Annotated in this window: 19 protein-coding genes; 3 read left to right on the forward strand and 16 right to left on the reverse strand. The window is 52.8% G+C overall.

All coding sequences use genetic code 11. The features are described 5' to 3' along the window. The first annotated feature begins 40 nt into the window (after positions 1-40). A complete protein-coding gene (gene yhaJ, locus J4613_RS12555) occupies positions 41-937 on the forward strand; it encodes a DNA-binding transcriptional regulator YhaJ (protein WP_001041026.1) in 897 nt (298 codons plus the stop codon). A 38-nt stretch (positions 938-975) separates the two neighbouring features. Here the strand turns inward: yhaJ and J4613_RS12560 are convergent, their stop codons facing one another. From J4613_RS12560 to J4613_RS12625, 14 genes are all read right to left on the reverse strand, one after another. Further along, positions 976-1,341, reverse strand: coding sequence for a DUF805 domain-containing protein (locus tag J4613_RS12560; RefSeq protein ID WP_000384139.1), 366 nt, complete (start codon positions 1,339-1,341; stop codon positions 976-978). 123 nt (positions 1,342-1,464) lie between these two features. Beyond that, positions 1,465-2,451 carry a glutathione S-transferase family protein gene (locus J4613_RS12565; protein ID WP_000531160.1) on the reverse strand — a complete coding sequence of 329 codons (987 nt, stop codon included), beginning with the start codon at positions 2,449-2,451 and terminating at the stop codon, positions 1,465-1,467. A gap of 67 nt (positions 2,452-2,518) precedes the next feature. Next, positions 2,519-2,911: a DoxX family protein gene (locus tag J4613_RS12570; RefSeq protein ID WP_001592732.1), complete on the reverse strand. Its 393-nt coding sequence runs from the start codon at positions 2,909-2,911 to the stop codon at positions 2,519-2,521. A 237-nt stretch (positions 2,912-3,148) separates the two neighbouring features. Next, on the reverse strand, positions 3,149-3,448 hold the full coding sequence (locus tag J4613_RS12575) for a YqjK-like family protein (protein ID WP_111742235.1): 300 nt from the start codon (positions 3,446-3,448) through the stop codon (positions 3,149-3,151). Next, entirely contained in the window at positions 3,445-3,843 is a 399-nt protein-coding gene (locus J4613_RS12580) for a phage holin family protein (protein ID WP_000785626.1), read from the reverse strand. The genes J4613_RS12575 and J4613_RS12580 overlap by 4 nt, the downstream gene beginning before the upstream one ends. A gap of 2 nt (positions 3,844-3,845) precedes the next feature. Then, entirely contained in the window at positions 3,846-4,151 is a 306-nt protein-coding gene (locus J4613_RS12585; RefSeq protein ID WP_000031219.1) for a YqjD family protein, read from the reverse strand. Between the two features lie 41 nt (positions 4,152-4,192). Next, positions 4,193-4,561 (reverse strand): DUF1090 domain-containing protein, encoded by a 369-nt coding sequence (locus tag J4613_RS12590; RefSeq protein WP_000877297.1) that lies wholly within the window; start codon positions 4,559-4,561, stop codon positions 4,193-4,195. 144 nt (positions 4,562-4,705) lie between these two features. Then, the gene (gene mzrA / locus J4613_RS12595; protein WP_000917516.1) at positions 4,706-5,089 is read right to left on the reverse strand and encodes an EnvZ/OmpR regulon moderator MzrA; all 384 of its coding nucleotides are present in this window, start codon (positions 5,087-5,089) and stop codon (positions 4,706-4,708) included. Positions 5,090-5,092: 3 nt separating this feature from the next. Next, the gene (gene yqjA / locus J4613_RS12600; protein WP_000422143.1) at positions 5,093-5,755 is read right to left on the reverse strand and encodes a DedA family general envelope maintenance protein YqjA; all 663 of its coding nucleotides are present in this window, start codon (positions 5,753-5,755) and stop codon (positions 5,093-5,095) included. Between the two features lie 449 nt (positions 5,756-6,204). Next, positions 6,205-7,449, reverse strand: a complete 1,245-nt coding sequence (gene sstT, locus J4613_RS12605) for a serine/threonine transporter SstT (protein ID WP_000235363.1) — start codon at positions 7,447-7,449, stop codon at positions 6,205-6,207. A 254-nt stretch (positions 7,450-7,703) separates the two neighbouring features. Continuing rightward, positions 7,704-8,672, reverse strand: coding sequence for a TerC family protein (locus tag J4613_RS12610; RefSeq protein WP_001098833.1), 969 nt, complete (start codon positions 8,670-8,672; stop codon positions 7,704-7,706). Positions 8,673-8,942: 270 nt separating this feature from the next. Continuing rightward, on the reverse strand, positions 8,943-9,941 hold the full coding sequence (locus J4613_RS12615; RefSeq protein WP_000617682.1) for a Gfo/Idh/MocA family oxidoreductase: 999 nt from the start codon (positions 9,939-9,941) through the stop codon (positions 8,943-8,945). An 88-nt stretch (positions 9,942-10,029) separates the two neighbouring features. After that, the gene (locus J4613_RS12620) at positions 10,030-10,722 is read right to left on the reverse strand and encodes a vancomycin high temperature exclusion protein (RefSeq protein ID WP_000937454.1); all 693 of its coding nucleotides are present in this window, start codon (positions 10,720-10,722) and stop codon (positions 10,030-10,032) included. Positions 10,723-10,873: 151 nt separating this feature from the next. After that, positions 10,874-11,371: a M48 family metallopeptidase gene (locus tag J4613_RS12625; RefSeq protein WP_000202966.1), complete on the reverse strand. Its 498-nt coding sequence runs from the start codon at positions 11,369-11,371 to the stop codon at positions 10,874-10,876. An 85-nt stretch (positions 11,372-11,456) separates the two neighbouring features. Here J4613_RS12625 and rlmG point away from each other — a divergent pair, with 85 nt between their 5' ends. Then, positions 11,457-12,593 (forward strand): 23S rRNA (guanine(1835)-N(2))-methyltransferase RlmG, encoded by a 1,137-nt coding sequence (gene rlmG / locus J4613_RS12630; protein ID WP_000019985.1) that lies wholly within the window; start codon positions 11,457-11,459, stop codon positions 12,591-12,593. A gap of 80 nt (positions 12,594-12,673) precedes the next feature. Here rlmG and J4613_RS12635 read toward each other — a convergent pair whose 3' ends face one another. Next, entirely contained in the window at positions 12,674-14,692 is a 2,019-nt protein-coding gene (locus J4613_RS12635) for an NADPH-dependent 2,4-dienoyl-CoA reductase (protein ID WP_079947264.1), read from the reverse strand. A gap of 170 nt (positions 14,693-14,862) precedes the next feature. Further along, the gene (ygjG, locus tag J4613_RS12640; protein WP_001520281.1) at positions 14,863-16,242 is read right to left on the reverse strand and encodes a putrescine aminotransferase; all 1,380 of its coding nucleotides are present in this window, start codon (positions 16,240-16,242) and stop codon (positions 14,863-14,865) included. Positions 16,243-16,671: 429 nt separating this feature from the next. On the opposite strand from ygjG, the gene J4613_RS12645 reads away from it, so the two are divergent. Continuing rightward, complete coding sequence (locus J4613_RS12645) at positions 16,672-18,192, forward strand: PAS domain-containing methyl-accepting chemotaxis protein (protein WP_001582503.1); 1,521 nt, start codon at positions 16,672-16,674, stop codon at positions 18,190-18,192. Positions 18,193-18,550 lie beyond the last annotated feature (358 nt).

An 18,550-nucleotide genomic window follows, 5' to 3' on the forward strand; every position in this document is an offset into this window, starting at 1 on the left:
ATTCTGCCCGGTATGTTCAAATTTCCTGAATGAGAACGTTATGGCTAAAGAGAGAGCGCTGACGCTTGAAGCATTGCGTGTGATGGACGCCATTGACCGCCGGGGCAGTTTTGCCGCAGCGGCTGATGAGTTGGGGCGGGTGCCCTCCGCGCTGAGTTACACCATGCAGAAGCTGGAAGAAGAGTTGGACGTTGTACTGTTCGATCGCTCCGGCCATCGTACAAAATTCACCAACGTCGGACGTATGCTGCTGGAACGCGGGCGGGTATTGCTGGAAGCGGCAGACAAGTTAACGACGGATGCTGAAGCGTTGGCCCGCGGTTGGGAAACGCATCTGACGCTGGTCACTGAAGCTCTGGTACCGACGCCTGCTTTTTTTCCGCTGATCGACCGGCTGGCCGCTAAAGCCAATACGCAGCTTTCATTGATTACCGAAGTACTGGCTGGCGCATGGGAGCGGCTTGAGCAGGGACGGGCGGATATCGTTATCGCCCCGGATATGCATTTTCGATCGTCGTCGGAAATTAACTCCCGTAAGTTGTATACGTTAATGAATGTGTATGTCGCCGCGCCTGACCACCCTATTCATCAGGAGCCGGAGCCGCTTTCGGAAGTGACGCGGGTTAAATACCGCGGCGTAGCGGTAGCGGATACCGCGCGCGAGCGGCCGGTATTAACGGTGCAACTGCTGGATAAGCAGCCACGTCTGACGGTAAGCACGATTGAAGATAAACGTCAGGCGCTGCTGGCCGGGCTTGGCGTCGCGACCATGCCATATTCGATGGTGGAACAGGATATTGCCGAAGGGCGGCTACGCGTGGTCAGCCCGGAATCGACCAGCGAAATTGATATTATTATGGCCTGGCGGCGCGACAGTATGGGGGAGGCAAAAGCCTGGTGCCTGCGGGAAATACCTAAGCTATTCGCCGGAAAATAAATAGCGCGCGGCGCTTTAAAAGCGGCGCCGCGCCGCCATCAGGAAAAACGTTTCGGATCGGGGCCGAAGCGGTTGTCGCCCGGCGTACCATTCTGGCAGTTGAACGCGATGATGATAAGCCAGCCGATAATGGGGATAAGTAGCAACAGTAGCCACCATGCGGAGCGGTCAGTGTCATGCAGACGACGGAACTGCACGGCCCACCACGGTAAAAAGATCAGAACGCCGTAAATGGTGGTCAGAACGCCTTCACCCCCGGCGCGTTGCCAGCCAAGCATGGCGTCCAGCAGGCCCAACACAAAGGTAAAGATGATATTGACCAGAATAAACATCCAGTACTCTTTGCGTCGCGCGCGGCCGCCAAATCCCAGATAATTTTTTAAAACCTTTAAATACCAATCCATTTTCGCCTCAATAATGGTTCAATCACTTGTTTTTAAAGTAATCAAACTAAGAATAGCCGCGAATGAAATGCTGGTAAATATTTGTGGTATTTATTAATAAGGCGTCCCGGAGGACGCCTGAAATTAGCCAAAGCGCACGTCGCGCCCGTGAGGTTCGAGCAGATCCTGCCACGGTCCGATAGAAATGATACCTGTGGGGTTAATCGTTTTATGGCTACGGAAATAGTGGTGACGAATATGGTCCATATTAACGGTTTCAGCAATGCCCGGTATTTGATAGATATCGCGCAGGAAACCGTACAGATTCAGGTAGTCGCTGATTCGGTATTTGTCGCATTTGAAATGAGTCACGTAAACCGGATCAAAGCGTACCAGGGTCGTCCATAAGCGGATATCCGCCTCGGTCAACTGGTCGCCCGTCAGATAGCGGTGCTGTCCGAGAATCTGTTCCAGGCGCGCCAGCGCAGTAAATACCTTGTCTACCGCTTCATCATACGCTTGCTGGCTGGTGGCGAAGCCTGCTTTATAAACGCCGTTATTAACGTTGTCATAAATCCAGCCGTTTAACTCGTCAATTTTGCTTTGCAGCGCGGGGGGATAGTAATCCCCGGCTTTAGCGCCCAGCCCATCGAAGGCGGAGTTAAACATACGAATGATTTCGGCGGACTCGTTGCTGACGATAGTATGATTTTTTTTATCCCATAAGACCGGTACGGTGACGCGGCCGCTGTAGTGTGGATCGGCGTGCAGATACAACTGGTAGAGAAATTCATGCTGATAGAGGGTATCGCCGGTGGCCGCCGGAAAAGTATCATCAAACGTCCAGCCGTTTTCCAGCATCAATGGATTCACGACGGAAACCGGAATAAACGGCTCCAGACCTTTCAGTTTACGGAAAATGAGCGTGCGATGCGCCCAGGGGCAGGCAAGGGAAACGTACAGATGGTAACGATCTTTTTCTGCGGCGAATCCGCCTTCGCCGGAAGGTCCGGGCGCGCCGTCAGCGGTAAGCCAGTTGCGGAAAGCCGACGCTGAACGCTGAAATTTCCCCCCGGAAGATTTGGTGTCATACCAGGTGTCGTGCCAGACGCCATCGATCAGTTGTCCCATGTCTCTCTCCTTCAGATGACAAAAGCGAGGCGCTATTCCCTCGCTTTTTTAATTGAGTATAGATTGCTTACCACTTTTTATTCAGCAGACGGTCAAGGCTGAACGCGCCAGGCCCGGTTAACGCCAGTAATAAGAATCCGCCGGCAATGGTCAGGTTTTTCATAAACATCAGCGAGTTTACACCTTCTGCAAAATTGCTATGGAAGATCAATGCCGTCAGCAACGTAAAACCAGCGGTGAAAAGCGCAGTGGTGCGGGTGAGGAACCCCAGCAGAATCGCCAGACCGCCGCCGAACTCAAGCAGTATGGTGAGCGGCAGCAGGAATCCTGGTACGCCCATCGCTTCCATATACTGTTGTGTGCCCGCATAACCGCTAATTTTTCCCCATCCTGCGGTAATAAACAGGACTGGCATTAAAATACGTGCTATCAGTACACCAACATCTTCTAATTTTTTCATTTTATTCTCCAGGAGGCCGATTCGGCTGCTGCTGCTATTTTCATGAGCAATGGCGCGGTTTAGCGCGTCATTGTTATCGCTGGAGAGAATCATAAACGTGGCGTACAGGAATTGTTAGCAAGGAAAATTGCCAAATTTTTTCAAAAAATTTGAGTGATTGATAAAGAGACGATATGCATAAAAGTATCGCGCCACCAGGTGATAACCTGATGGCGCGATGCTATAAAAGAAAAGATATTAACCGCGGAGCTGTTGTTGACGGAGGGTGGTTTTTACCAGGCGCCAGGCGCTCCAGATACCCAGGCCGCGTTTCGCCCAGCGTACCAACATATTAGGATGACGGATGGTCCAGATGGCCATTACGCTGCTACCGACCAGCGCCCAGGAGCGCAGGCTTAACACCGTATTCCAGCCGCGATCGTACGCGCCGGTGGTCTCCAGCCAGTCGCGACGGCTGCCGGACAGATCCAGCCGTTGCTGCTGGATCTGACTGAGAAGCAGCGCTTTACGTTTTTCGCGTTCGCCTTTGCTGCTCACGACTGATCGTCCTCCAGAATTTGCCGATCGTTAGCCAGTTCGTGCCGCGTATGGCGCAATAGCGTGGACTGACGCGCTTTGCGCAAAGTCCAGATGCCGCCGATTAGCGCAAGCACTAACAGCACAACTGTGGTAGCGATCATCGCGTTCAAACGGTACTGAGGATCGATAGCCCAGATGACCAGAACCATCAGGCTCATTAAGCCAAACGCCGCGAAGAGCATGGTAAGACCTACCATCAGCAAAAGCTGAAAGAGGTTCGCTTTCTCTTCTTCCAGTTCTACTACCGCCAGTCGCAGCCGGGTTTCCACCATCTCAACGATAATGGTGACAATCCGCTGCCCGATACCCAGTACGCTTTTGCCTGGTCCTTGTGCCTGTCGAGAGTCCGCCATAATTAACGACGCGTCAGCAGTACGCCCAACACCAGACCGACAGCGGCGCCAATGCCTACGCCTGTCCAGGGATTTTCGCGCACATAATCATCGGCGCGGGCGGCGGCGACGCGAGTCTGTTTGGCAATCACATCACCCGTTTCGCCCAGGCGGTAACGGCTCTCTTTCAGCGCGCGCTCGGCTTTGCTACGAATCTTACTCAACTCTTCTTTCGACTTTTCGCCCGAAGAGCTCAGCACTTCTTCAAGCGTATCGGTCAGGGATTTCAACTCAGCGCGCAGATGTTCCGTAGTGTTATCTTTCGACATAGTTTTCTCCAGGTGAGTGAGTATTTACATTCGGCGTTAATTTAGTAGTCTCTGGCCTCAAGTTTTTTTAGCTCATCCTGAGCCTCGGCCAGCTTACGTTCACGTTTGTCTATTTTATCCGCATCGCCTTTTGCTTTTGCCTCGGCTAAATCACGTTGGCGTTCGGCTACCTCTTCTTTTTGCTCAGCGATCTTTTTCTGATGCTCGGCGCGCAGCTTGCTGTCAGTACAATTGGCGCGTACTTCGCTGAGCGCCTTGTTCAGACCCTCAATACGGCGCTGATTGTTGTGCTTTTCAGCGTAGCTAATTTCCTTTTGTATATCCTGCTCTTTTTCCTGACAAAGCGAATTAGCGTAGCTACCGGCGCTAAGTGTAAAAAGCGTGATAGCCAAAGCGATGCGGTATTTCATTCCTGAACTTTCCCTTATGTTCGGACCCGTTGTCCGGGGCGGTGATCCCGATAATAACGCGGTGGGTTAAACACCGCTTTATTAATCATAGTCATTAAACAATGAAATCACCAAAGTGAGTGATATGATTCGGATTCCTGGAGATTAGCCAAAGCGGTGTGAGCTTTCCCGTAAGCGGGACAGCCACTGTACCGTTTCGTTGTCATCGTCCTGCTGAGCGACGACATAACCGTGTGGTAACGTTTGATCAAGCACTGTTTTTGCTGCGGCGCTTTGCGCAGGGGAATCGAAGGTAATGAGCAACATGTCATTTTTAGGCGTAATGCTTTTAAAATGAATGCCGTTCGCATCCAGATGATGCAGAACTGAGAAGCCGTCTGGCATACTGGCGCCCTGGTTAACCGCGCGAATGGCCAGCGTCGACTCTTGCTGACGCAGCGTTGACCACGTCATCATGAGTATGGTCAGCATCAGTAGAAAAGCGCTGATCCAAATGAGTTGTCGGGCAGTTATGCGTGGTTTAAGCATAAGTTATCCCCGGCTCCCATACTTCTTTTTCCACAGCATGACCAGTGAACCCGCCAGGCCAAAAAAGAGCAGCACCACGGGCAGCAGCATCAGGCATGACATTAACTGATCTTCATACTTCATAAAGACGGGCGTTTTGCCCAGCAGATAGCCCAGCGACGTCAGGATAAGCACCCACAACAAGCCGCTCATCCAGTTGAAGAACTGAAAGCGCGCGTTATTCAGACCGGATATGCCGGCAATGGTGGGCAGCAGCGTTCTGACAAACGCGATAAAACGGCCTATCAATAGTGCCGACAGGCCGTGTTTATGGAAAAGGTGATGGGCGCGTTGATGATAATGTGCGGGGAGATGAGAGAGCCAGTTTTGCACGGTGCGGGTATTCCCCAGCCAGCGGCCCTGAATATAGCTCACCCAGCAACCCAGGCTGGCCGCGACGGTAAGCAGCAAAATGGTTTGTGGATAACCCATCGCGCCTTTGGCGATCAGCACGCCGACCAGGATCAACAGGCTGTCGCCAGGCAAAAAGGCGGCAGGGAGCAGCCCATTTTCCAGAAACAAAATCATAAATAACACAAAATATAACATGCCAATCATGGAAGGATTGGCCAGTGTTTCAAAGTCCTGAGCCCACAGGGCATTCAGCAATTGAGTCAGTAGTTCCATTCAGTATTCCTGGAGAATCGGTTAACGTCACGCCGGTGATCTGAGGTTTGCACTGCCGCAACAGAGTTGGAGTTTTTATCAGCGTTGCGGAAACGGCAAATTCGCGGCCTGAACTATTCCTTGTTAAGTTGTGAAGTAAGCAAGCACTAACACACAAAAATTCAAAATGCATCTAATTGTAACAAAGGTCAACGAAGTCCGTTATAGAAATTACGCGTCGTTGAGCTTTGATTTTGCTTATCACAAGGGAGGGTGGCGAGAGGATTTACACAGGCTGACACTTTATACTTTACGCTGACCGAGCGCCGCGGCAGACGCCATCTACATATAACGTTACGCGAGGATGTTGCGTGTGGATATAAATTCGCTTTACGTCACAGCCTACGGATTGGGAGATTCAGATCTATCGTTACGCCGGATGGCATACGCCATCCAGCATCGATAATCACTTAGCTACGCAAGGCGTTATTCGCCAGACGTTCGTCCTCTGCCTGGCAGGCTGCCGCAGTGAACAGAACATCGGTAGATGAGTTCAGCGCCGTTTCACACGAATCCTGCAATACGCCGATAATAAAGCCGACCGCTACTACCTGCATCGCGATATCGTTCGGGATGCCAAACATGTTGCACGCCAGCGGGATCAGCAGCAATGAACCGCCTGCCACGCCGGAGGCGCCGCAAGCACACAGCGAGGCCACCACGCTCAGCAGCAGCGCTGTAGGCAGATCCACCGGGACGCCTAACGTATGAACTGCCGCCAACGTCAGAACCGTAATGGTAATTGCCGCGCCGGCCATATTGATGGTGGCGCCCAGCGGAATGGAAACGGAGTAAGTATCCCTGTCCAGATTCAGTTTTTCGCACAGCGCCATATTCACTGGAATATTGGCGGCAGAGCTGCGGGTAAAGAAGGCATAAACGCCGCTTTCACGCAGGCAGGCGAACACCAGCGGATAAGGGTTGCGACGAATTTTCCAGAATACCAACAGCGGGTTGACCACCAGCGCGACCAGCAGCATACAGCCAATCAAGACGACCAGCAGGTGCGCATAGCCCCACAGGGTGGAGAAGCCGGTGGTTGCAAGCGTTGATGAAACCAGACCAAAAATACCGACTGGCGCGAAACGGATCACCAGTTTCACCATAAAGGTCACGGCGTTAGACATATCGTTCACGAGGTTTTTGGTGGTTTCATTGCCATGACGCAGGGCAAATCCCAGACCGACGGCCCACACCAGAATCCCGATATAGTTAGCGTTCAGCAGCGCGTCGATGGGGTTCGACACCATACTCATCAGCAGACCGCGCAAGACTTCTACAATGCCGGACGGCGGCACGATATCCTGGGCGCTACTGGACAGATGCAGCGTTGAAGGGAAGGCGAAGCTGAACACAACGGCCGCCAGCGCGGCTGAAAAGGTGCCTAGCAGGTAAAGAAAGAGAATAGGGCGAATATTGGTTTTTTGACCGTGCTGGTGGTTGGCGATCGAGGCCATTACCAGCATCAGCACCAGAACGGGGGCGACCGCTTTCAAGGCGCCGACGAACAGGGTGCCAAGCAAGCCAACCGCTTCCGCCGCAGGCTTAGAAATCCATGCCAGTAAAATCCCCAGTACCAGACCCACTAAAATTTGTTTAACCAGACTGCCTTGCGCTAAACGCTGCAGTAGCCCTGATGCTCGTTGCGTAGCCATTTCATATTCCTTGTATTGTGTTGCTGGTCATCCCCTGCACGCTCTTACGGCGCATCTTTCAGGATGTAACGAAGTGTTTGCCTGGTTGAGTATAAGGAAAGTTGAAGGTTCGGGAAGCGAAATATCCTGGATTTTTTGCTGTGATCATGTTTTATAACTTTATATTAACAGTATTGTGACATGTTAAACAAAAACGCCCGACAGGTGTGCGCTGTCGGGCGTTTTTGACGGGGCAGGTTTACCCCGATAAAAGATTATTGCGCTCGTAGTTTCTTATCGCGCTGATGGTTAACCCAGGCGTTAATCACCAGCGTAATGGTCAGAATACCAAACACTACGCCCAGCGAAATCGCGATAGGAATATGGTAGAAGTCGACGATCAGCATCTTAATGCCGATAAAGACCAGAATGACCGCCAGACCATATTTCAGCATCGAGAAGCGTTCCGCCACGCCGGACAGCAGGAAGTACATCGCGCGCAGTCCTAAGATGGCAAACAGGTTAGAGGTCAGTACGATGAACGGGTCGGTGGTGACCGCAAAGATCGCCGGAATACTGTCAACGGCGAAGATCACATCGCTGAACTCAACCATAATCAGCACCAGCAGCAGCGGCGTGGCATACAACAGGCCATTTTTACGTACGAAAAAGTGCTCGTTCTCGATCGTATCGGTCATACGCAGATGCCCGCGCAGCCAACGCACCATCGGTTTTTCGCCAATGCCGGATTCGTCTTCCTTCGCCAGCGCCATTTTTACGCCGGTAAACAGCAGGAAGGCGCCGAACACATACAGCAGCCATTCGAACTGAGTGATAAGCCAGGTACCGGCGAAAATCATGATAGTACGCAACACGATCGCGCCAAGAACCCCATACACCAGCACCCGGCGTTGCAGAGCCGGAGGGACGGAGAAATAGCTAAACAGCATCAGCCAGACAAAGACGTTATCTACGGCCAGCGACTTCTCAATCAGATAGCCGGTAAGGAACGCCAATGCCTGCGGGTCAGCAACTTCGCGCCCTTGCGTTTCAGCCAGATACCACCAGAAAGCGGCGTTAAACAGTAGCGAGAGCGTTACCCACAGGATTGACCATCCTGCCGCTTGTTTCATCGACATCGCATGTGCGCCACGGCGTCCCTGCAACAACAGGTCGATGGATAGCATTATCACCACAACAACCGCGAATCCACCCCATAATAATGGCGTACCAACAGTATTCATTATTTCTCCCTATGCAAAAAAAAAACGGCTAACGCCGAATGGCATTAGCCGTTGCTTTTATGCATAGACCTTGCCATTCGGCAAGGTCTCACTTACAACAATAAAGGAATACGCTGACGCATTCCTTTATGGCTGCCCGGTGACCGGATGTGGTTTTGCACACATCGTAATGACGATCGACCGGCAATGAAGTTACTCCCCTTTGCGCGTAACAAAGTATGACAGGCCACGCGTAGAGTCAATGGCCTGTAACATATGATTTACATAATTTTACGCAGTAAGGGGATGAGTCAGATCGTCCGCCGGGAAGATGACCCCGGTTTGACGGCGTATTTCTGTCAGCCATTTTGCCGTGGCGCGACTTAGCGACAACCCCGGATGTTCCACGGCATGGTTTTCAATAAGCTGGGCAAACGCCCCGGCTTCATACAGCATGGTATTAATATGCTGAGGCTGGGTCAGATCCTGCATCAGCGCGCCGCGCGGCGCAAAACACACTTTCTGGCATTCCGACAGCTTTTCAATGACCAGCGATCCCCTCTCGCCCTGAATTTCACTGGCCAGTACCGAGTCGCTGACTTTGGAATGCTGTAGCGTGACGCTAAAATCGCCGTAATCCATAACCACGACGCCGTGCGCATCTACTCCGCTTTCCAATAAATTCGCCGACGCCTGAACACTGCGCGGCTCGCCCCATAGCGCGATCGCCGACGCCAGACAGTAATACCCGATATCCATAATCGAACCATTGGAGAAGGCCGGATTAAACGTATTCGGATTTTCACCGTTCAGATAGCGCTGATAACGTGAAGAGTACTGGCAGTAATTTAGGAATGCTTTATGCATTCTGCCGATTTTCGGCAACGATTCCCGCAGCAGCAGGAAATTGGGCAGGCAGGCGGTTTTAAAGGCTTCAAACAGTACCCGCTGATTATCGCGCGCGCAGGCGATAGCGGCATCAACCTCCGCCAGGTTAGAAGCCAGCGGCTTTTCGCACATGACATGCTTTTTATGCTGCAAAAAGCGCTGCGTCTGGGAGAAATGCAGGGAATTCGGGCTGGCGATATAAACCGCCTCAATCGCGTCGCTTTGCGCCATCGCTTCCAGCGAGGTAAACAGATGCTCGACGGGATAATCATTTGCGAAAGACTGCGCCTGTTCAAGACTACGGGAGTAAACGGCGGCGAGCCTGAATTTGCCGGTTTCATGGGCGGCGTCGACAAACTGGCGCGTGATCCAGTTAGTCCCAATTACAGCGAAACGTATCATAAACGTCAGCGGACTCCAGAAAGGGATTTTTCGTCAATGTAGCACGCCTTTCCGCCCTTGCCAGTGCGCTGCGACGCACTCTGGCATTTTACTGGCGAGAAGGGCACCCGTGTGCGCTATCAGCCCCAATAGTGACGCCAGCGCCCAGATATTTAGGCTGACGATGCAAAATTTTGGCATCCAGCACTGCGCTAACCCGCGCCAGCTTTTCCCGAAGTCGTGTGTAGGTTCCGTGCCTTTTATTCAGATCCGGCGCGTTAACGCCGATAGCGTCAATGCCATATTGTTGCGCCAGCCAGATCGCCCGTTGATTATGAAATGCTTGCGAGATAATCGTAATGCGGCTTTCGCCAAACACTTTCCGGGCGCGAACCACGGAGTCCAGCGTGGAGAATCCGGCATAATCACAAAAAATGGCCGCTTCCGGCACACCTTTCGCTATCAGCGCCTGCTGCATCGCCGAAGGTTCATCGTACTCTTTTTTGCCGTTATCGCCGCTGACTAACAGCCACTTCACTTTACCGGCGTGATACAACGCGGCGGCAGTATTAATCCGCCGGGTAAAATACCGATTGCCGGGTTTCGCGCCTAACACCAGCCCGACGTTGCGGGCGGGAACGGTCTGAATATCATTCCATGTCAGATGCTGCGAGGCGTTGACGATAAGCCAGTTAGAATAGAAAAGCGCGACGCCTGCTGCGACAAGCAGAAAGCACGCCACTGTTAACGCCCGACGTGTAAAACAGAGGCGGCGGATAAAACGGGCACATTGTGGGAGCATGGTCGTTGCGCGGTTCCGTTGGCGGTGGATAAAAAATACCCTCTACAGATCGTCATCCTTGACGTGGCGGCAGGCAATGAGCGAAATGTGAACGCGCCGATTTTATGCCCACGCCGTTAAAAAGATACGGGGGAAGGGGCATTTTCAGAATTTATTGTGCCGACAGCGCCTGATGCGTCAGCCACAGTCGCGTATCAAACTCCAGTTGATGGTACTGCGGCTCCATATGGCAGCAGAGCTGATAAAACGCTTTGTTATGATCTTTCTCTTTCAGGTGCGCCAGCTCGTGAACCACAATCATCCGTAAGAATGGCTCCGGGGCGTTACGAAACACGGTGGCGACGCGGATCTCCGCCTTTGCCTTGAGCTTGCCGCCCTGAACGCGCGAGACAGCGGTATGCAGTCCCAGCGCATTTTTCAGCACATGGATCTTGCTGTCATACATCACTTTATTAATGGGCGGCGCATTGCGCAGAAACTGACTTTTCAGTTCCTGAGTATAGTGATATAGCGCTTTGTCAGTGGCGTAATCATGCGCGCCGGGATAACGTTTTTCCAGCACTGCTCCCAGGCGCTGCTCGGCGATTAAGGCGCGCACCTGGGCAAGGAGATGTTCCGGATACCCCTGAAGGTAAGTTAGTGAGGTCATCAAAGCTCCATGTTGCTGATAAAAAGTGTATACTCACGCACCCTTTTCAGGGATAACGCCGCAATTTTACCATTCAGGAGGCCTAATGAGCCACGTAGACGACGGTTTCCGTTCACTGACGCTGAAACGTTTTCCGCAAACGGATGATGTTAACCCGCTTCTGGCGTGGGAGGCGGCCGATGAGTATCTGCTGCAACAGTTGGATGAGACGGAAATTCGCGGCCCGGTGCTGATCCTGAATGATACGTTTGGCGCGCTAAGCTGTGCGCTGGCGGAGCATTCGCCATACAGTATTGGCGATTCGTATTTAAGCGAACTGGGTACGCGAGAGAATTTACGCCATAACGGCATCGCGGAGTCCAGCGTAACGTTTCTCGACAGTACCGCTGACTACCCGCAGGCGCCGGGCGTGGTATTGATTAAGGTACCGAAAACACTGGCATTGCTGGAACAGCAGTTACGCGCTTTGCGTAAGGTCGTTACGGCGCAAACGCGTATTATCGCCGGCGCGAAAGCGCGTGATATTCATACCTCTACGCTGGAACTGTTTGAAAAAGTGCTGGGCCCAACCACGACGACGCTGGCGTGGAAGAAAGCGCGCCTGATTAACTGTACCTTCAGTCATCCGCAACTGGCCGACGCGCCGCAAACGCTAAGCTGGAAACTGGAAGATACAGGCTGGACGATTCACAACCACGCGAATGTGTTTTCTCGTACCGGATTGGATATCGGCGCGCGCTTCTTTATGCAGCATTTGCCGGAAAACCTCGACGGGGAGATTGTCGATCTCGGCTGCGGCAATGGGGTGATTGGCCTGAGCTTACTGGCGAAAAATCCGCAGGCGAAAGTGGTATTTGTCGATGAATCGCCGATGGCGGTAGATTCCAGCCGTTTGAATGTAGAAACGAACCTGCCGGAAGCGTTCGAACGCTGCGAATTTATGATCAACAATGCGCTCTCCGGCGTGGAGCCGTTCCGTTTTAACGCTGTGTTCTGCAACCCGCCGTTCCACCAGAAACATGCGCTGACGGATAATATCGCCTGGGAGATGTTCCATCATGCCCGCCGCTGCCTGAAAATCAACGGCGAACTGTATATTGTGGCGAACCGCCATCTGGACTATTTCCACAAGCTGAAGAAGATTTTCGGTAATTGCGCGACGATAGCAACCAACAATAAATTTGTTATTTTGAAAGCGGTGAAGCAGGGACGCCGTCGATAAGGCGCTCAAGCGTCATACCGGCCTGTAAAACCGGTATGACGACGTAAGCCCGATAAGCGCAGCGCCATCAGGCAAAGTCGTTAAATCTCCAGCGCCAGTCGGGTGCCCTGGGCAATCGCCCGTCGGGCATCCAGCTCCATCGCGACATCGCATCCGCCGATAAGATGTACCGTTTTACCTGCGGCGCGTAACGGGTCCGCCAGCTCGCGGCGAGGTTCCTGTCCGGCGCAGATCACCACATGATCCACTTCCAGCAACTGCGGTTCGCCGCCGATCAAGAGATGTAATCCGTCGTCGTCGATCTTCTGGTAACTGACCGCCGGGATCATCTTCACGCCGCGCGCCAGTAACGTCGCGCGATGGATCCAGCCGGTGGTTTTTCCTAATCCTTCGCCCGGCTTGCTGGCTTTGCGTTGCAGCATGACGATTTGCCGTGGACTACGTGCCAGGCGCGGGCCTTCCGGACGCAGACCGCCTGCCTGCTGCAGGCTGGTATCAATTCCCCATTCCGTACAAAACTCAGCAATATTTTGGCTGGTGGATTCGCCGTGCTGGCTCAGATACATGGCCGTGTCAAAACCGATCCCGCCGCAGCCGATGATCGCCACTCGCTTACCAACCGGCGCTTTATCGCGCAATACCTCCAGGTAGGTCAATACTTTTGGATGATCGATACCGTCTATCGGCGGGCGGCGCGGTACTATTCCGCAGGCGAGGATCGCTTCGTCAAACGGCTGAAGATCCTCTGCGTTCACCCGTTGGTTCAGTTTCAGCGTAACGCCAGTAACATCGATCATTCGACGGTAGTAGCGCAGCGTTTCGTAAAACTCCTCTTTACCCGGGATCTGCCTGGCGATAGTAAACTGACCGCCAATTTCACTCTGAGCGTCAAACAGCGTGACATGATGGCCGCGCGACGCGGCGTTAATCGCGAAAGCCAGCCCCGCCGGGCCTGCGCCGACAACGGCCAGGTTCTTTTTGCGTATGGCCGGCGTTATCGGCATGTGGGTTTCGTGACAGGCGCGCGGGTTCACCAGACAGGAGGTCACTTTGCCGATGAAGATCCGATCCAGACAGGCCTGATTACAGCCGATACAGGTATTGATCTCATCTGCGCGTCCGGATTGCGCTTTAGTCAGGAATTCGGCATCGGCAAGGAAGGGACGCGCCATCGACACCATATCGGCATCGCCGCGCGTCAGGATCGTCTCGGCGACCTGCGGATCGTTAATGCGATTGGTCGCGATCAGCGGAACTGACACATGACCTTTGAGTTTCCGCGTCACCCAGCTAAAGGCGCCACGCGGTACTGGCGTGGCGATGGTCGGGATTCGCGCCTCATGCCAGCCAATGCCGGTATTAATTAGGCTTGCGCCTGCGGCTTCAATGGCTTGCGCCAGTTGTACCGTTTCGTCGAACGTGCCGCCATTTTCCACCAGATCGAGCATCGACAGGCGATAGATAATAATAAAGTCGTTCCCTACCCGCTGGCGTACCGCGCGTACTACCTCAACCGCGAAGCGCATACGGCTGGCATAGTCGCCGCCCCATTCGTCATCGCGATGGTTAGTTCGCCGCGTGAGAAATTCATTAATCAGATAGCCCTCTGATCCCATCACCTCTACGCCGTCGTAGCCTGCTTCCCGCGCCAGTTGCGCGCAATGCGCGAAGTCGTCGATTAACTGCAAGATTTCATCATGCGTCAGTTCATGCGGCATAAAGCGGTTGATTGGCGCCTGAATTGCCGACGGCGCGACCAGGTGCGGCTGATAGCTGTAACGCCCGGTGTGCAGAATTTGCAGCGCGATTTTACCGCCTTGCGCATGTACGGCATCGGTCACCACGCGGTGAGGCGTTAACTGGCTGGCATCGTTCAGCATCGCGCCGCCGGTCATCACGACTCCGGAGGGAACGGGCGCAATACCGCCAGTGACGATTAACGCTACGCCGTGTCGCGCGCGCTCGGCATAAAATGCCGCCAGGCGCTCAGCGCCATCAGGATGTTCTTCCAGACCCGTGTGCATCGATCCCATCAGCACGCGGTTTCTGAGAGTAGTAAAGCCCAGATCGAGCGGGGCGAACAGCGATGGGTAGCTCATAAGCGTATCCAGTATGTAAAATTATTGTTATGTGGTCGGATGAGTTACTACTGTAGCCGTCGCGAGGTAAAAGGGAAAAGGGGAATGTGGTGATTGTGATGGGATTCAAAAAAGAGGCCGCGACCCGGGGAAAACAGGCCGGATAAGCACAGCGCCATCCGGCATCGTTTTTAAACCTCTTCAACGCTCACCTGCATCGCCGCCAGCGCATTACGCGCTGATTTCAATACCTGTTCGCACAGTTCAATGGTTAGCGTGAGCGGTGGCTCAATACGAATTGTTTTCGCATTATTCAGCGTACCAGCGACCAGCACGCGTTGACGGAACATCTCACTGGCAAAACGGTAGCCCGTTTCGTTGTCGACAAATTCAATGGCCATCAACATACCTTTGCCGCGCGCATCGTGTACCAGATTGGGATACTCACGCGCAAGTTGTCGAAAACCATCCAGGAGCGTATCGCCTTTTTGTTCCGCCTGGGCCGGGAGATTTTGTTCCAGCAGGACGTTAATGGTCGCCAGCGCGGCAGCACAAGCCAGCGGATTACCGCCAAAAGTGGTGGTATGCAGGAAGGGGTTGTCGAACAGAACCGAAAACACCTCTTCAGTCGCGATGGTGGCGCCAATCGGCATCACGCCGCCGCCCAGGGCTTTCGCCAGACACAGAATATCAGGCTGCACATTTTCGTGCTCACAGGCAAACATCTTGCCGGTACGCCCCATGCCGGTTTGTACTTCATCCAGAATCATCAGCGCGCCGAATTCGTCACAGAGCTTACGTACCTCTGTCAGGTATCCCTGCGGCGGTAGGATCACCCCGCCTTCACCCTGAATAGGCTCCAGAATCACGGCTGCTATCTCGTCGCCCGTTTTTTTGCCTTCGCTAAATGCCATGCTCATCGCGTCGATATTGCCAAACGGCACATGGCGGAAGCCCGGCAGTAAAGGCATAAAGGGTCTGCGGAAGGTGGATTTGGCCGTGGCGGAGAGCGCGCCCAATGATTTGCCGTGAAATGCGCCGCTGGTGGCGATAAAGGTAAACTTGCCGCGCGGCGACTGATACGCTTTTGCCAGTTTTAGCGCCGCTTCGACGGATTCGGTGCCGCTGTTACAGAAAAAGCTGTACTTGAGTTTCCCCGGTGTCAGCGCCGCCAGCGTTTTTGCCAGCATCGCCCGCAAGGGATCAAGTAACTCCTGGCTGTGGAGAGGTTGTTTTGCGAGTTGATTCTGGACGGCGGATACCACAACAGGATTACGGTGCCCCACGTTAAAGATGCCAAACCCCCCAAGACAGTCGATAAACTCCTGCCCCTGGGTGTCGACAAGCGTATTCAAACTGCCCGCTTGCCACTCTACGGCTCCGTAATCCCCGCCGGCGGTAACAGATTTCCGGTATTCCAGAAATCCTGGATTTACATGCTCTTTAAAGTAGTCAATGACCTCTCGGTTTAGTGCTTTCATTTCCTCATGGTTTAGCGTTCGCTTCTCGATGAGATTCAGTGCGTGCGCGCTACAGGCCAAAGCCGATGCGCTGGAAGGTAACCTGTTCAAAATGAGCTCCAGAGGGCCGTGTATCACATGATACTGAATTAAGTATTGCAGGGATTAGCTGGGGTCTAAGCCCATAGTGAAAATCGGGATAAACACCAGGAATAATCACATTTACACAACATTTAATATCATTTGTTAACAATTGGATGCATTTTGAGCAGATCTTGTTTTACGGTTTACGGTGTGTTGCGTTAGCGGCGGCGTGAGAAAAAGGTGAGCCAGGGCAGATTTTAAAGAAAAAGGTTGTCCACGCTAAACAATTTCATAATGAAAATAAGGCGCAGGATGAGGTGAAAATCGTACAAATATTAAGGATTAATCGCAAATTGCGATCCAGAGCAATTTTAACAACTAAAGATAAATAGATTAGCGCCGAAATAACATCTGAGCGAAAAATTAACATCCAGATAACCTGCACAGGACGCTATCATGTCTTCTCATCCCTACGTCAGCCAGCTAAATACCCCGCTGGATGATGATACCACTCTGATGTCTACGACCGACCTGGAAAGCTATATCACTCACGCCAATGACACTTTTGTCCAGGTGAGCGGCTATCAGTTAAACGAGTTACTGGCGCAGCCACATAATCTGGTGCGTCATCCGGATATGCCGAAAGCTGCCTTCGCAGATATGTGGTACACCCTAAAACAGGGCGAACCGTGGAGCGGCATTGTGAAAAACCGGCGTAAAAACGGCGACCATTATTGGGTGCGGGCCAACGCGGTACCGATGATACGTGAAGGGCGTGTGACGGGATATATGTCGATCCGTACCCGCGCCACGGATGATGAGATTGCCGCCGTCGAGCCTTTATATCAGGCGCTAAATGAAGGGCGGTGTAGTAAACGTATTCATAAAGGCCTGGTGGTTCGTCAGGGCTTGCTGGGCAAACTGCCCGCGATGCCTGTTCGCTGGCGAGTGCGTAGCATTATGGGGCTAATGGCCGTAATGCTGGCGTTGGCTCTGTTCGGTACGGATGCGTCATGGCAGGCGTTGCTGTTGGGCGCGTTGGCGATGCTGGCAGGTACGGCGCTATTGGAATGGCAAATTGTGCGTCCCATTGAAAATGTGGCGACGCAGGCGCTGAAAGTGGCGACCGGCGAACGCAACAGCGTACAACATCTTAATCGTAGCGATGAGTTGGGGCTGACGCTGAGGGCCGTAGGGCAGCTTGGCTTGATGTGCCGCTGGCTGATCAATGACGTATCAAGTCAGGTTTCCAGCGTCAGAAACGGCAGTGAAAGGCTGGCGAAGGGTAACAATGATCTGAACGAACACACCCGTCAGACCGTGGAGAATGTTCAGGAAACGGTAACGACCATGAACCAGATGGCGGAGTCCGTGAAGCTCAATTCCGAGACGGCTTCCGCTGCGGATAAGCTTTCCATGGCGGCCAGTAGTGCGGCGACTCAGGGAGGTGAGGCGATGGATACGGTGATTAAAACGATGGATGATATCGCTCACAGTACGCAACGTATCGGGACGATCACCACGCTAATTAACGATATCGCTTTTCAGACGAATATCCTGGCGCTGAATGCGGCGGTAGAAGCGGCGAGAGCGGGCGAGCAGGGGAAAGGGTTTGCCGTGGTTGCTGGCGAGGTACGCCATCTTGCCAGCCGCAGCGCTAACGCGGCGAACGATATTCGTAAATTAATTGATGCCAGCGCAACAAAGGTGCAGTCAGGCTCCGAGCAGGTTCACGCCGCAGGCCGTACCATGGATGACATTGTAGCCCAGGTGCAAAATGTCACCCTGCTTATCGCACGGATCAGTCAGTCGACGCAGGAACAGACAGATGGGCTTTCCAGCCTGACTCGCGCCGTGGACGAGTTGAACCGCATAACCCAGAAAAATGCGGCGCTGGTGGAAGAGAGCGCACAAGTCTCCGCAATGGTAAAACACCGTGCCAGCCGGCTGGAGGATGCGGTCACGGTACTGCATTAAGTTTATTTGTAGGTAGCAACGGTAATGACATCCGCCCGGTAGCAACAAGCTTACCGGGCGGATGTGCTCTGATAGAAGGCGGTGCCTGCCATCATAGAGAGTACCAGTGGCCTGTGATGTTAAAAATAATGTGATATTTATTCCTTCTCCCTTGTCTACCTATTAATAGGTATAAACTCAGTTAATAAATAAGAAATGGTTAACCTTTTAGCGTATTTCTTTCATTATTAGTGCCAGTTTATGTCACTTTTGGTTCATCTTTCTGTGAACAATAAATATTACTTACTAATAATGTTCCGAAATAAAAAGCGATCAATATCATAAAGTTAGTAACATTATTGCCGATAAATCTTCCTGT

It is taken from the genome of Salmonella sp. 32020114201800008SM, from assembly GCF_017572025.1.
Lineage (GTDB): Bacteria > Pseudomonadota > Gammaproteobacteria > Enterobacterales > Enterobacteriaceae > Salmonella > Salmonella enterica.

What these genes read in the sequence shown, in the direction of transcription:
- yhaJ (WP_001041026.1), top strand. Translation starts at nt 41, where the DNA reads ATGGCTAAAGAGAGAGCGCTGACGCTTGAAGCATTGCGTGTGATGGAC.
- J4613_RS12560 (WP_000384139.1), bottom strand. Translation starts at nt 1,341, where the DNA reads ATGGATTGGTATTTAAAGGTTTTAAAAAATTATCTGGGATTTGGCGGC.
- J4613_RS12565 (WP_000531160.1), bottom strand. Translation starts at nt 2,451, where the DNA reads ATGGGACAACTGATCGATGGCGTCTGGCACGACACCTGGTATGACACC.
- J4613_RS12570 (WP_001592732.1), bottom strand. Translation starts at nt 2,911, where the DNA reads ATGAAAAAATTAGAAGATGTTGGTGTACTGATAGCACGTATTTTAATG.
- J4613_RS12580 (WP_000785626.1), bottom strand. Translation starts at nt 3,843, where the DNA reads ATGGCGGACTCTCGACAGGCACAAGGACCAGGCAAAAGCGTACTGGGT.
- J4613_RS12585 (WP_000031219.1), bottom strand. Translation starts at nt 4,151, where the DNA reads ATGTCGAAAGATAACACTACGGAACATCTGCGCGCTGAGTTGAAATCC.
- J4613_RS12590 (WP_000877297.1), bottom strand. Translation starts at nt 4,561, where the DNA reads ATGAAATACCGCATCGCTTTGGCTATCACGCTTTTTACACTTAGCGCC.
- mzrA (WP_000917516.1), bottom strand. Translation starts at nt 5,089, where the DNA reads ATGCTTAAACCACGCATAACTGCCCGACAACTCATTTGGATCAGCGCT.
- yqjA (WP_000422143.1), bottom strand. Translation starts at nt 5,755, where the DNA reads ATGGAACTACTGACTCAATTGCTGAATGCCCTGTGGGCTCAGGACTTT.
- sstT (WP_000235363.1), bottom strand. Translation starts at nt 7,449, where the DNA reads ATGGCTACGCAACGAGCATCAGGGCTACTGCAGCGTTTAGCGCAAGGC.
- J4613_RS12610 (WP_001098833.1), bottom strand. Translation starts at nt 8,672, where the DNA reads ATGAATACTGTTGGTACGCCATTATTATGGGGTGGATTCGCGGTTGTT.
- J4613_RS12615 (WP_000617682.1), bottom strand. Translation starts at nt 9,941, where the DNA reads ATGATACGTTTCGCTGTAATTGGGACTAACTGGATCACGCGCCAGTTT.
- J4613_RS12620 (WP_000937454.1), bottom strand. Translation starts at nt 10,722, where the DNA reads ATGCTCCCACAATGTGCCCGTTTTATCCGCCGCCTCTGTTTTACACGT.
- J4613_RS12625 (WP_000202966.1), bottom strand. Translation starts at nt 11,371, where the DNA reads ATGACCTCACTAACTTACCTTCAGGGGTATCCGGAACATCTCCTTGCC.
- rlmG (WP_000019985.1), top strand. Translation starts at nt 11,457, where the DNA reads ATGAGCCACGTAGACGACGGTTTCCGTTCACTGACGCTGAAACGTTTT.
- J4613_RS12635 (WP_079947264.1), bottom strand. Translation starts at nt 14,692, where the DNA reads ATGAGCTACCCATCGCTGTTCGCCCCGCTCGATCTGGGCTTTACTACT.
- J4613_RS12645 (WP_001582503.1), top strand. Translation starts at nt 16,672, where the DNA reads ATGTCTTCTCATCCCTACGTCAGCCAGCTAAATACCCCGCTGGATGAT.